This window comes from Primorskyibacter flagellatus (assembly GCF_048268605.1).
Classification (GTDB): Bacteria; Pseudomonadota; Alphaproteobacteria; order Rhodobacterales; family Rhodobacteraceae; genus Primorskyibacter; species Primorskyibacter flagellatus.
This window is the reverse complement of the sequence record NZ_JBLWVF010000006.1, coordinates 148,191-161,598: the sequence shown is the minus strand read 5'-3', so window position 1 is coordinate 161,598 and position 13,408 is coordinate 148,191. Positions and strand designations below refer to the sequence as shown.

Below are 13,408 nucleotides of genomic sequence, written 5' to 3'. Positions count from 1 at the left end.
CTATTCCTCTTTAAGCGGCCGGGACAGCAGGTCGTCCATGGCCTTGTGTAAATCCGTGCCGTCCAGCAGTCGAACAACGGTTTGCGTGATCGGCATGTCGATGCCGTGGGTCTTTGCCTGTTCCAGCGTTGCACGCGCCGTCGCGGCCCCTTCCACAGTGACGCCCTTGTCAAAGCTTTCGCTGCGTCCCAGAGTCAGGCCCAGCCTGAAGTTCCGCGAAAGCTCTGACGTGCAGGTCAGTGCAAGATCGCCGAGTCCGGACAGGCCTGCAAGCGTTTCCGGGCGCGCGCCCATGTGATGCGCCATTCGCTGCATTTCGGCAAAACCGCGTGTCAGCAAGGCGGCGCGGGCACTGTCGCCCAGCCCGGCTCCGATTGCGGCGCCACATGCGATCGCCATGACGTTCTTCAATGCGCCGCCCAGCTCTGCCCCTAGCGTATCCGAGGTGTAGTACACTCTGATATTGGCGGTCGATAGCTTGTGTTGCAGCGCCGTTCCCACCAACGGGTCGGCGCAGGCCAGGGTCAGGGCTGTGGGCAGCCCTTTCGCAATGTCCTGCGCGAAACTCGGGCCGGTCAGAATTGCCGCCGGGTTGGGTTTCAGCGATGAGATCAGCCGCACAGGGCCAAGCCCGGTCGCAAGTTCGATGCCCTTGCAACAGGCGACAAGCGGCAGGTGGGGCGGCAGGTCCAGCCCGCGCAGCACGTCGCGCAATCTCTGCATGGGGACGGCCAGCAGCAGAACCTCGCACTCCAGCGCGTCTGCCAGATCGGCGGTCGGGTGCAATGTGTCGGGATAGGCGGCATCGGGCAGATAACGCGGGTTTCGTCGCTGGTTTGCCTGCTCGGCCATGTCATCGGCAGACCGACCCCAAAGCCGAACGGTCGTACGCCCCGACGCGATAGAGATTGCAAGCGCGGTTCCGAAGGCGCCCGCGCCAAGGATACCGACGCTCATGCCTTGGCCCCTTTGCGTCCGCTGCCCACAAGCGGCGCGGCAAGCTTGTCCAGCGGCCAACGCGGACGGGCGGCCAGCGTCATGTCATCCTCATGGCCGGCAAGAAACAGTTCCAGCCCGGCATAGGCAATCATGGCGGCATTGTCGGTGCACAGGCGTAGCGGCGGGGCGACAAACTGCACGTCGCGCTGGGCACAAAGCGCCTCTAACCCGCCTCGGATCGCCTGATTTGCCGCGACGCCGCCCGCAATGGCGAAGGCCGGAGCTTCTGGTGCTTCGGCCAGATACAGATCCAATGCGCGGCGCGCCTTTTCGGTCATCACATCACAGATCGCGGCCTGAAACCCGGCACAAATGTCGGCACGATCTGCCTGCCTCAGCCCACCTTCGGCAGCAACAAGCTGATCCCTTTGGCGCAGCAATGCGGTTTTCATGCCCGAGAAAGACATGTCGCAGCCCGGTCGGTCCAGCAAGGGCCGGGGAAAGGCAAATCGCTTTGGGTCGCCGTCGCGCGCTGATTTCTCAACCGAGGGTCCACCGGGTTGCGGCAACGCCAGCAAGCGGGCGGTTTTGTCGAACGCCTCGCCCGGCGCGTCGTCAATCGTACCGCCCAAACGGGAGAAGCTATCTGGCCCGCGCACGATCAGAAACTGGCAATGCCCGCCGGAAACCAGGAGCATCAGATAGGGATAGGGCAACCCGTCCGTCAGCCGGGGCGTCAGCGCGTGGCCTGCCAGATGGTTCACGCCCACAAGCGGCCTGCCCAAGCCCGCCGACAGCCCCTTGGCCAGCATCACGCCCGACAAGACGCCACCAATCAGCCCCGGCCCGGCGGTCACGGCGATGACGTCAATCTCGGTCAGGGACACGTCCGCTTCGCTCAGCGCGTCGGTCACGCAGCCATCCAGCTTGACCGCATGGGCGCGCGCGGCGATTTCCGGCACAACGCCGCCGAAATCACGATGCAGCGCGTCTTGTCCCATGACCACAGACGACAGGATTTGTGCGCGCTTGCCCGGCTCATGCCGCAGAACAGCGGCCGCCGTATCATCGCAGCTGCTTTCAATTCCAAGGATGGTCAGACGGTCTGTCATATGCCTAGCCGTTGCTTGCACGCCAAATGGCAGGTAACACTCTGGTCTGTTTCTCACAATCCCGGTGTTTGCATGTCCCGGCACCAGCCTGTTCTTTTGATGACACGACCCGAGCCGGATTCGCGCGCTTTCGCCGACACTCTTCGGGGTTGTTTCGATCTGGTCATTTCGCCGCTATTCGACGTGCAGGTCGCTGAAAACCTGCCGCACATTGCCTCGGATTGCGGGGTGATCTTCACCTCAATCAACGGTGTGAGAGCATGGCAGGCGCTTGGCGGCCAGGTTCATCAGCCTTGTTTTGCGGTCGGCGAGGCGACCGGCCGTGCGGCGCGGGCCCTCGGCTTTGATCCCATCTGCGCGCAGGGAACGGCGGCAGACATGATTCCCATGATAATACGGGCGGCCCCGACTGTGCCGCTGGTTCATGCGCGGGGCAGACATGCACGGGGGGGTGTCGCAGACGCGCTTGTTGCCGCCGGGATAGACACGCAAGCGGTGGTTCTTTACGATCAGAAAGCGATGTCTCTGAACAAGGATGCGATCTCAGTGTTGTGTGGCAACCAACCGGTGATTGCGCCTTTGTTTTCGCCACGATCCGCGACGCTGTTTCAAGCGCAGGCCGTAATTGCGGCACCCGTGGCCGTCGTCGCAATGAGCGATGCAGTCGCGGAATCCTTGGAACAGATCGCAGTCCAAAGGGTTGATATTGCGGCGCATCCAAGCGCGGATTCCATGCGCCGCACGGTGCAGAGACTGTTGGACGCAGACAGGTGGGTTGAGGGGAGGGAAGACGCACAGTAAGCTAAACTGTGCAAATCCCTTTTGGGAAACGTGAATCGAAAAGGTGGCAACACGTGGCAGACGATGAAAAATCGGGCGGGTCGGACAAGATCAAGAAATCTTCGGACGTCGACGAAATAAAGGATGCCGCCGTGGTGGAGGACGCCTCCACCGGGTCAGAGCCACCAGTTGATGAGGATTTGGCTGAAGGGGCGTCGGCGGTAGAAGCCGTTCCCGGAGACGAAGCCGCAGACGCCGCCGAACTGACGGATGCCGAGGTGGTCGAGGGCGACGATGGCGTTGCTGCCGTGGAAGCCGTGCCCGACGCGGATGAAGACCTCGACGAGGTCGAACTGACCGATAATGACTTTGACCGGTCCGAAGGCGCGTTCGACGAAGACCCTTTGGAAGAGCCGGATGATACCTACGATCCCACACCGTTTGAAGACCCGGAGCCGCCGGAAGCCGAAGGCTTTGCCGCCGCATCGAACGAGCCTGGCCCTTCGACCGACAGACCATACGCGGAAACGTCGACCACTGCGCCGCAGGTCACGCAGACCGTTGTGAAGAAGGCGGGCTTTCTGCCGCTGCTTTTGGGCGGTGTTGCCGCCGCAATCATCGGTTTCGTCGCCGCGCGGTATGTCGTTCCGGAAGGCTGGCCGTTTCCGGGCGTGCAGACGGGAGAAGATCCGTTTGTGGTTGATACGCTTGCGACGCTGGAGACCCATGGCGCGGCCATAGCAGATTTGGATGCCAGAACGACCGCGGTCGAGGAAAGCGTAAGCGGGATAGACGCCGATGCCCTGTCAACACAAGCCAGCGATGCTGCTGCGACGGCCAATGAGGCCAGTCAGCGTCTTGAAGGACTGGCCGGCAATGTCGAGGCTTTGGAAGGGCGCCTGACGGCATTGGAAAAACGCCCGGTCGAAGAAAGCGTTTCACCCGAAGCCATCCAGGCCTATGAGCGCGAGCTTGATGCAATGCGCGCCACCATTCAGACGCAGCGCGAAGAGGTCGAAGCGATGTTGGCGGAGGCCACTGAAATGGAAGCGGCCGCCAATGAAACCGCGCAGTTGACTCAGGCGCGCGCTGCCTTGGCGCAAATCTCCAGCGCGTTGACAGAGGGAACACCCTTTGCCGATGCCGCCGCGCAGTTGCAACAGGCAACGGGCAGCATTCCCGATGCACTTTCTTCGGTGGCGGATGAAGGTGTCGCGACCCAAACCGAACTATCAGACCAGTTCCCCGGTGCGTCGCGCGCCGCGCTTTCAGCCGCGCGGGACGCAGGCGCCGCTGATGAGGGGGGGGGTCGATTCAGCGCCTTCTTGCGCGAACAATTGGGCGCGCGGTCGGTCGTGCCGAAGGAAGGCAACGATGCTGACGCGATCCTGTCACGCGCGGAGGCCGCGCAGCGTGACGGCGACCTTGACGCAGCGCTGACTGAAATAGAGTCTTTGCCAGACCCCGCGCGTGAGGCGTTGTCGGTATGGACAGCGCGGGCGCAGGCGCGCCGTGATGCGGTGGCCGCCCTTGCGGCGGCTTCGCAGCAACTGAACACCCAGTAAGGAACCCGGAATGCTTTGGTCGCTCATCAAGATACTGATCTTCGTCGCCATTGTGGCGGCACTGACCCTCGGGGCGGGTTATCTTCTGGAAACCGACGGGGGTATTCAGATCACCGCCGGGGGTGAAGAATATACACTTGGACCGCTGCAATCGGTGATTGGCGCGCTGCTGGTGATCCTTGCCGTTTGGGTGCTTCTAAAGCTTTTCTCGCTACTGATCGCCACGCTGCGCTTTCTCAACGGCGATGAAACCGCGATTTCGCGCTATTTTGACCGTAACCGGGAACGTAAAGGGTTTCAGGCGCTCAGCGAAGGCATGATGGCGCTGGCCTCGGGCGAGGGGCGGCTGGCAATGGCCAAGGCCTCCAAGGCGGAGCGCTATTTGCAAAAACCCGAACTGACCGATCTAATCACGGCGCAGGCCGCCGAAATGAGCGGGGATCGTGCGAAGGCCGAGCAGGTCTACAAGAAGCTGATACAGAACGATGCCACGCGCTTTGTTGGCGTGCGCGGAATTATGAAGCAGAAACTGGCGGCGGGCGAAACTGATGTTGCGTTGAAGCTGGCGGAACGCGCCTTCGCCATCAAGCCGCAGCACGAAGAGACGCAAGACGTTCTGTTGCAGCTTCAGGCGCAGAAAGAAGACTGGTCAGGCGCGCGCAAAACACTGAATGCAAAGCTGAAATCTGGCACGATGCCGCGCGATGTCCACAAACGACGTGATGCGGTTCTGGCGCTGTCCGAGGCCAGGGACGTATTGGAAGAAGGCAAGACAATTGATGCACGCGTGGCCGCCATCGAGGCCAACCGCCTGTCGCCGGACCTTATCCCTGCGGCAGTTCTGGCGGCACAGGGCTATATAGAACAAGGCAAGCCGCGTTATGCGGTGCGTGTGCTCAAGAAAGTCTGGGAAGTGCGCCCGCATCCCGAAGTCGCCGGAGCGTTCGCGGCCATCGTGCCGGACGAAACACCCCAGGAGCGTCTGAAGCGGTTTCAACAACTGGTTAAGCTGCAACCGGACCACCGCGAAACCAAGCTGTTGATGGCCGAGTTGAACATCGCCGCCGAGGATTTCCCCGCTGCGCGTCGAGCCTTGGGCAATCTGCACGAAATCGACGCGGATGCGCGGGTGCTGACGATCATGGCCGCGATCGAGCGCGGCGAAGGCGCCAGCGATACCGTAGTCAAGGGCTGGTTGGCCAAGGCCGTGACGGCACCTCGTGGGCCGCAATGGGTTTGTGACAATTGTCATTCCATTCACACCAATTGGGCACCGGTCTGTGCGAATTGCCAAAGCTTTGACACGCTGTCCTGGACCGTACCGCATGAGTCGCAGATGGCTGCACCAACGGGCGTTGGTATGCTGCCGTTGATCGTCGGTGCCTTGGACGACAAAACCGAGGAGCCGCCGGAGGCAGACGTGATTGAAACCCCAGCGGAACCAGAAGAGGCAGAGATCGTTGAGCCGGAAAGCGTCGGGGTCCAGCCGGGCCCGGAAACCGGGGCACCGCCGTCCGAAGTGCTTGAAGAAGGTCGGCGGTAACGCAGGCTTTTTTTAAACGTAGCGACGGACACATCGACGAATTTTGAAACGACAGGGCAAGAGATTGCGATGCTGCCAGCCCCGAACCTGCGCCATGTCTGCGATCTTGAGGTGCGGTTGGACCCGATCAAGGAGATGGGCGCAGGCCGAGCCGGCCGGCGTCGGATCATTCCGATCGTGGGAGGACGTGTCACCGGGCCGGAACTTTGTGGCCGGATTCTGAACCTGGGGGCCGATTGGCAGACGATCTTTGGCGATGGGCTGGCAGAGCTTGATACCAGATATGCGCTCGAAACGGATGACGGTGCATTGATTGAGATTGTCAATTTCGGTTTCCGCCACGGGCCAGAGGATGTGATCCGCAAACTTGCGGCTGGTGATCCGGTGCCACAGGACAGCTATTACATGCGCACCCATGCACGGCTGGAAACTGGCCATCCGGACTATGCCTGGGTGAACCGTACGCTTTTTGTGGGCACCGGTGCGCGGCTAAAATCGGCTGTAAGGGTTTCACTTTTCGCGATTGAGTAATAGGCGCATTTACTGTGCGGCGTAGTCCGGTGCGCTGACCGGATCAGCGTATTCCGACCTTGCCATTCGCGAAACCCTACAAGTCTCCACGTCAGGCTCGGGGCGCGCCGTAGTAAAGTATTGCGACATGCGTGGCCTCCGCGAAGAACAGCCAGCGCTCCAGCATCAAACCGATTCCGGCGGCCATGACCGCGAATAGATACGGCAATAACATTGGCAGATCGGCCAAAATCCCTAGCGAAATCAACGTCAGCGGTACTGCAATCAGGCAGAGTAAACCAAGCCATCGCAACCGCAGCGCATGACGTCGGGCGACGTCATAGCCCATCTCGCGCATGACGTAATTCGGCCGCGTGTGCGGCGGATCGATTTGGCGAATGCCCTTTGTACCCATCCCCAGCGCTTGCGCGGCGGTGTACGTCCCGTCATCAGAGTCGATATGCCGATAATAGACGAGTTTCAGCACCAACGCGACGCCTAGCGCCAACAGGGTTGCCGCGCCCTGCCAGTGGTTTTGGCCGCCGAGTATTGATGTCATAAGCCCCATCAGCAACCCGCCCGAAGCGGCACCAAGAGCCAGATAGATGACCGGGACCAGCGTCAGGTTCCACTCCTTGATGGTGCGCAAGGATGCGTAAATCATGCCGGTACACCAAACCGTCGCGACCGCGCCCAATGCGCAAAGCAAGGCCAGAAACGGCTCTGCCCCGGTGGTGATTTTCAGCAGAGACAGAAAACCCAGTAGTCCGACGGGCAGATAGGTGGCCAGCGCTGCCACGCCTTCGCGCGACAGCCACGAGGACCGCCATTGGGACAGCGCGCGCCATGCCCGTTCCGGGTGGCCAAGGTGAAAGGTCGAAGCCAGTAGCCCAACGGTGATCAGTGCAACCGCCAGCGCGAAGGTGAAGAAGAATGACCAGTGCGTATGCGACATATCTCCGGCCATCAAAGCAATCGAGACCCAGAACAGCAGGCCGTAGCCCGCGCCCGAGGAAGTGGTGAAAAGGATGACGGAATAGGCAGGATGCATGTGGCGCGCCCCTCAGCGGCTGAGCGCCCGGTCGGCCCAGGCAAAGAGTTTTTCGATGGGCGCACCGGTGGTCTTGGTGGGCGTCGTTGGCACCGCGGGCGCGTGATCGGACCCCTTGCGCGGCGGCAGGTATTTGTTGACCGGCTTGTAGCCGAACTCTTCCAGCAGGTTAAAGCCGCCGCGATCCTCAACCGTTTGCGACACGGCGCTCGCCGGATCACCCAGGTCGCCGAAGGCGCGCGCGCCGGTCGGGCAAGCGCGGACACAGGCGGGCTGACGGTCCTCTTCGGGCAGGGTTTCGTTATAGATCCGGTCAACACACAGCGTGCATTTCTTCATCACGCCGTCATCCTGATCGTATTCCCGCGCGCCGTAAGGGCAGGCCCAGCTACATAGCTTGCAGCCGATGCAGGTGTCCGGATTGACCAGAACGATCCCGTCTTCAGCGCGTTTGAAACTGGCCCCGGTCGGGCAGACGGTCACACAGGCAGCATCTTCGCAATGCAGGCAGGAGCGCGGGAAATGCACCGTGCCTTTCCAGTGATCGTTGTCGATCTCGTAGCTGTGCACCCGGTTCAGCCAAGCACCGTCCGGGTCGGCTCCGTAAGGATCGAAATCCGACAAAGGCGCGGAATAGCCGCTGGTGTTCCATTCCTTGCAGGACGTCACGCAAGCGTGACAGCCCACGCAGATATCCAGATCAATGACGAGGCCGAGTTTTTTACCCGTTTTCTCCGGAAGGCAGGTCATGTCGTCTCCTTCCGAAATTGTACCCCGAAGGCAAGCTTTTCGGGCGAGGGCGGTTGGCTGTCATGGCCCAAAGGCTCAAACATTGGTTCCGTCGCGCCGGTACTCTCTGCCTTTGCTATTGCCACACGCAGGTCAAACCATGCGGCCTGCCCTGTGATCGGGTCGGAGTTGGAGTAGCGGTAGCCTCCGCCACCCTTGGGAAGCAGTTCCGAAATCAGGTGGTTGAGCAGGAAGCCTTCGGTATTCTCAGGCGCGTCCTCATCCAGCCCCCAAGCGCCCTTGCGCTTGCCGATGGCGTTCCAGGTCCAGACGGTGTGCGGGTTGACGCCCTCCATCAGACGGATCTGGCATTTCACACGGCCCAGATGCGAAGACAGCCAGACCCAATCATCGTCTGTCGCGCCGATGGATGTGCCGACGCTGGTGTGGATATACAGCCGGTTCGCGGCCGTGATCTGGCGCAGCCACGCATTCTGCGACCCCCAAGAATGGTACATATGCATCGGACGTTGCGTGATCGCGTTCAGCGGATAGGCACCCGTGTCGATCATCGTGCCTTCAAGCGGTTCGTACCAGAACGGCAGCGGATCAAAGTAGCGGGTTATGCGGTCGCGCGCCCGCTCTGGCGGTTGGCGGTCGCCATGACCCAGCGCGGCAAGGCGGAACTTTTGCAACGGTTCGGAATAAAGTTGAAAGATCGTCGGCTCGGCGGACATGCGGATGCCCTTGGTGATCCCCCAATCCAGATAGCCGCGATTGGCATGTTTGAAATAGGCATGTTCGGGCGCAAGGTGATGGGCGTGGAATGCGCCATTCCTGACGTATTCTTTCAGCTGATCGGGGTTGGGCGCGCCGGTCCCGAAGCTTGTCCCATCCTTGCCGCGCCAGCCCGCCAGCGGCCCGACACCGGGTTTGCGCTGGTGGTTGACGATATAGTCGGCATAGCCGCCGGGAAACTTCGCGCTGCCGTCCTCGTTTGTAAAAGCGGGAAACTTCAGCCGGCGGGCAAGGTCGATCAGCACCTCTTGGAACCCGCGCACGTCACGATCTGGCGGCACCACGGGATGACGGATCGCATCGGCCACCATATCCGGTACCGAAATGGGCCGGTCCAGCAGGCTGATGCAATCCCAGCGTTCCAGATAGGTGGTGTCAGGCAGGATCAGATCGGCGTATGGCACGGTTTCGGAGTAATAGGCGTCTGAATAGATGATCCTGGGGATCACATAGTCGCCGTTTTCGTCCTTGGCGGTCAGCGCGTCCAGCGTGCCGGGTACGTTCATGGACGAATTCCACGCCATATTCGCCATATACATGAACAGCACGTCGATGCCGTAGGGGTCTTTCTTTGCCGCGTTGTTGATGACCATATGCATCAACCCATGCGCCGACATCGGAGCGTCCCAGCTAAACCCCTTGTCCAGCCGTGACGGGTTGCCTTCGCCGTCCAGCAGCAGATGTTCCGGGCCGTGCGGAAAACCCAGATGCGGCCCGCCCAGAGGCATTTCGGGCTTGATATCGCCCGCCGCGCCATGCGGCAGCAGGTTGGGCGGGGTCTGTTTGGGGTAGGGCGGCTTATAGCGGAACCCACCGGGGCAATCTATGCTGCCCAGCAGGATTTGCAGGATATGGATCATCCGGCAGGTCTGAAACCCGTTCGAATGGGCCGAAATCCCCCGCATCGCGTGCATCGAGATTGGCCGCCCGATCATCGTCTCATGTTTGCGCCCGGCCCAATCCGTCCACGGTTGGTCCAGCACGATTTCTTCCTTGAAAGCCACATGCGCCAGTTCGGCGGCGATCCGGCGGATTTGGTCAGCGTCCAGCCCGGTCGGCGCGGCCACCGCTTCGGGTGTGTAGTCATCCGACAGGTAGCGTTCCGCCATCAGTTCGAACACCGGGCGGGCGATGCGGCCATCGGGCAGGGTGCGGGTGCCGGTCAGCGCGGGCTGGATGTCGGCGGCCTTGCCGTTGCGATAGGCCTCCGTCGCCTTGTCCCAGACCAAAGGGTTGCCATCGACGTCACGCGCAAACAGCCCGTCCTGATCGGTGCCGGGCGCGTCGATCACCAGCCAGGGCGCGTTGGTGTAGCGCACGAGATAGTCGGGGTCGATCTGCTGGGTGCGGAACAACTCGTGTATCAGCGCGCCCACGAACAGCCCGTCCGTGCCGGGACGCAGCCCGATCCACTCATCAGCCACGGCGTTATAACCGGTGCGTACCGGGTTCACCGACACGACCTTGGCACCGCGCGCTTTCAGCTTGCCGATGCCGATCTTGATCGGGTTGCTGGCATGATCCTCGGCCACACCGAAGAGCATGAAATACTTGGTCAGGTCCCAGTCGGGATCGCCAAACTCCCAAAACGCGCCGCCAAAGGTATACAGCCCACCAGCCGCCATGTTGACCGAGCAGAACCCGCCATGGGCCGCGAAGTTGGGGGTGCCGTATTGCATCGCCCAGAACCCGGTCAGCGATTGGCTTTGATCGCGCCCGGTGAAGAAGGCCAGCCGCTTGGGATCGCTCTTGCGCACCGCGCCCAGCCAGTCGGTCGCGATCTCCAGTGCTTCGTCCCAACTGATTTCTTCGAACTGGCCGGACCCGCGCGGTCCGACCCGCTTCATCGGCGCGCGCAACCGCGCGGGCGAGTAGTGCTGCATGATGCCCGCGCTGCCCTTGCCACACAGCACGCCCTTGTTGACGGGATGATCTCGGTTGCCGTCGATATAGCGCACCTGCGGTTTGCCGTCCGGCCCGTCCTTGAGATGCACATTGATCCCGCAACGACACGCGCACATGTAACAGGTCGTCTGTTCAATACGGTCACCCACAGGTTCGGAAAGCGGGATCTGGGGTTCGCGGGACATGTAGATCTTTCGGCAGGACAGAAGTTGCACGATTCTTCTGCGAGCTTACACAAACTTTACAAAGCCGAACAATGCTTTGCGATTTCAGCGGTCTGGCGTGGCACCGCCAATGGCGGCCGTCAGTTTGTGCGATGCAGTCAGCACTGCGATACTTAACCGTTCAATCTCTTCCGGCGTGACCCGTGTCGTGGGGCCAGAGACCGAAATGCCGGCGATTGCTTCGTCATGGATGTCGAACACCGGGGCGGCGATGCAGCGCATACCAAGATTGCGTTCCTCGCCGTCAATGGCGTAGCCGCGCGCTCGCGTGGTTGCGAGATCCGCAATCAAGGCGGCGCGCTCTGTCAGTGTATATTCGGTAAATTTCTCAAGCGGGCCGCGGTCCAGAAACTTGGTGATCCGGCTTTCGTCCATCTGCGACAACAGGGCTTTGCCGATGCCGGATGCGTGCAGTCGCGACAGCGTGCCGGGCGGAAAAAACGCGCGAATGCTTGCGTTGGTCTCTACTTGACTGACAAAAAGCACATTGCCGCTTTGCTCGATACCCAGATTGGCCGTTTCTCCGGTCGCCTCCATTAACTGGCGCAGAAGGGGTCTGGCCCGATCAACAAGGCTGGTCCGCTTCAAAAAGCGCGCACCGATCAAAAAGGCGCGCGGTCCGATGTGCCAAACCTGATCGGCCTGATCAAACTCCACCAGCCCCCTGACTTCCAGCGTTACCAGAATGCGATAGACCGTCGCCGGAGATTGCTCGAGATCGCCTGCCAGTGCTGACAAGGTCTTGCCTTGTGCTTCGCTCAGAAACTCGAAGACTTCCATGGCCCTGTCCAGCGACTTGATGGTGTTTTGCGCCGTCTTGTCATTCCAATCACGCGGGCGTCCACGGGTCTTTCTGGATGGATGCGCGTCATTCTTCTGTAATTCCATAAGATGAGTTCTTTTTAATATGAAAGATAATTTTACGATATGAAAAAAGCAACCATCTGACAAGGAAGAATTATTTTAACTATTGTAGAAATGAAATGACTTTTCAAAAAAGTTTCGTCCTGCATGGGGGCACGATATGTTGAGCTCAGCCTCAGAAGGAGACGATCATGAGCTTCCAGAACCCAGTATTCATTCCCGGTCCTACAAACATGCCCGAAGCGGTTCGCCAGGCGTGCTATATGCCGACGATTGACCACCGGTCGCCAACGTTTGGCAAGATCCTGCATCCGTGTCTGGATGGTGTCCGGAAGGTCCTGAAATCCGACAGCGCCAAGATCTACATTTTCCCGTCGACCGGAACCGGCGGCTGGGAAACGGCGCTCAGCAATACGCTTAACAAGGGCGACAAGGTGCTGGCCGCGCGGAACGGCATGTTCAGCCACCGTTGGATCGACATGTGCCAGCGCCACGGACTGGACGCGCATGTGGTCGAGACACCATGGGGCGAAGGTCTGCCCGCCGACAAGTACGAAGAGATCTTGAAGGCTGACAAGTCTCATGAGATCAAAGTGGTTCTGGCCACGCATAACGAAACCGCCACAGGCGTGAAGTCCGATATTGCCGCCGTGCGCAAGGCGCTGGACGCTGCGGGCCACCCTGCAATGCTGTTTGTCGATGGGGTCAGTTCCATCGCGTCCATGGATTTTCGGTTTGACGAATGGGGCGTCGATGTTGCCGTGACCGGCAGCCAAAAAGGCTTCATGCTGCCCGCTGGCTTGGCGATTGTCGGTTTCTCGGACAAGGCCGTGCAGGCATCAAAGTCTGCTTCGCTGCCGCGCACGTTCTTTGACATCAACGACATGCAAAAAGGGTACGACAACAACGCGTACCCCTACACCCCGCCTGTCGGCCTGATGAACGGTCTGAAACTGTCGCTCGACATGCTGCTGGATGAGGGCATCGACAATGTGTTCGCGCGCCATCACCGTATTGCCGAAGGCGTTCGCAAAGCCATCGGCGCATGGGGTCTGGAACTGTGCGCGGCCACGCCCGACGTGTATTCCGACACTGTATCGGCCATCCGCACGCCGGAAGGGTTCAACGCCACGGACATCGTGACCGTCGCCGCAAACGACTACGGGATGGCGTTTGGCGTTGGTCTGGGCGAAGTTGCCGGCAAGGTTTTCCGTATCGGCCATCTGGGCAGCCTGACCGATGCGATGATGCTGTCGGGCCTTGGCGTCGCGGAAATGGTGATGGTTGATTTGGGTCTGGATGTGAAGCTTGGCTCGGGTGTTGCGGCAGCGCAGGAATACTACCGCCGCGACCTGAAAAACGGCAGCAAGGCGGCCGCATAATGTCTG

At 60.7% G+C, this 13,408-nt stretch carries 11 protein-coding genes; 5 read left to right on the top strand and 6 right to left on the bottom strand.

The genetic code is table 11. The features are described from left to right. Positions 1-957 (bottom strand): NAD(P)H-dependent glycerol-3-phosphate dehydrogenase, encoded by a 957-nt coding sequence (locus ACN0WV_RS09455; RefSeq protein ID WP_417605297.1) that lies wholly within the window; start codon positions 955-957, stop codon positions 1-3. Further along, positions 954-2,051 (bottom strand): tRNA (adenosine(37)-N6)-threonylcarbamoyltransferase complex transferase subunit TsaD, encoded by a 1,098-nt coding sequence (gene tsaD, locus ACN0WV_RS09450; RefSeq protein WP_417605295.1) that lies wholly within the window; start codon positions 2,049-2,051, stop codon positions 954-956. The genes ACN0WV_RS09455 and tsaD overlap by 4 nt, the downstream gene beginning before the upstream one ends. Positions 2,052-2,150: 99 nt before the next feature. Here tsaD and ACN0WV_RS09445 point away from each other — a divergent pair, with 99 nt between their 5' ends. From ACN0WV_RS09445 to ACN0WV_RS09430, 4 genes are all read left to right on the top strand, one after another. Beyond that, entirely contained in the window at positions 2,151-2,852 is a 702-nt protein-coding gene (locus ACN0WV_RS09445; protein ID WP_417605293.1) for a uroporphyrinogen-III synthase, read from the top strand. Positions 2,853-2,905: 53 nt separating this feature from the next. Next, entirely contained in the window at positions 2,906-4,396 is a 1,491-nt protein-coding gene (locus ACN0WV_RS09440; RefSeq protein WP_417605291.1) for a hypothetical protein, read from the top strand. A gap of 10 nt (positions 4,397-4,406) precedes the next feature. Then, positions 4,407-5,939, top strand: coding sequence for a heme biosynthesis protein HemY (locus ACN0WV_RS09435; RefSeq protein ID WP_417605289.1), 1,533 nt, complete (start codon positions 4,407-4,409; stop codon positions 5,937-5,939). 69 nt (positions 5,940-6,008) lie between these two features. Continuing rightward, the gene (locus tag ACN0WV_RS09430; RefSeq protein WP_417605287.1) at positions 6,009-6,470 is read left to right on the top strand and encodes a DUF3237 domain-containing protein; all 462 of its coding nucleotides are present in this window, start codon (positions 6,009-6,011) and stop codon (positions 6,468-6,470) included. Positions 6,471-6,561: 91 nt separating this feature from the next. On the opposite strand, the gene ACN0WV_RS09425 is transcribed toward ACN0WV_RS09430, so the two are convergent. From ACN0WV_RS09425 to bhcR, 4 genes are all read right to left on the bottom strand, one after another. Beyond that, positions 6,562-7,500 (bottom strand): dimethyl sulfoxide reductase anchor subunit family protein, encoded by a 939-nt coding sequence (locus tag ACN0WV_RS09425; RefSeq protein ID WP_417605285.1) that lies wholly within the window; start codon positions 7,498-7,500, stop codon positions 6,562-6,564. Positions 7,501-7,512: 12 nt separating this feature from the next. Beyond that, positions 7,513-8,250, bottom strand: coding sequence for a 4Fe-4S dicluster domain-containing protein (locus tag ACN0WV_RS09420; RefSeq protein ID WP_417605284.1), 738 nt, complete (start codon positions 8,248-8,250; stop codon positions 7,513-7,515). Next, positions 8,247-11,117 carry a molybdopterin oxidoreductase family protein gene (locus ACN0WV_RS09415; RefSeq protein ID WP_417605283.1) on the bottom strand — a complete coding sequence of 957 codons (2,871 nt, stop codon included), beginning with the start codon at positions 11,115-11,117 and terminating at the stop codon, positions 8,247-8,249. The genes ACN0WV_RS09420 and ACN0WV_RS09415 overlap by 4 nt, the downstream gene beginning before the upstream one ends. 84 nt (positions 11,118-11,201) lie before the next feature. Then, the gene (bhcR, locus tag ACN0WV_RS09410) at positions 11,202-12,044 is read right to left on the bottom strand and encodes an HTH-type transcriptional regulator BhcR (protein ID WP_417605281.1); all 843 of its coding nucleotides are present in this window, start codon (positions 12,042-12,044) and stop codon (positions 11,202-11,204) included. A 167-nt stretch (positions 12,045-12,211) separates the two neighbouring features. Between bhcR and bhcA the strand changes: the two genes are divergently transcribed. Continuing rightward, a complete protein-coding gene (gene bhcA / locus ACN0WV_RS09405) occupies positions 12,212-13,402 on the top strand; it encodes an L-aspartate--glyoxylate aminotransferase BhcA (RefSeq protein ID WP_417605279.1) in 1,191 nt (396 codons plus the stop codon). Positions 13,403-13,408 lie beyond the last annotated feature (6 nt).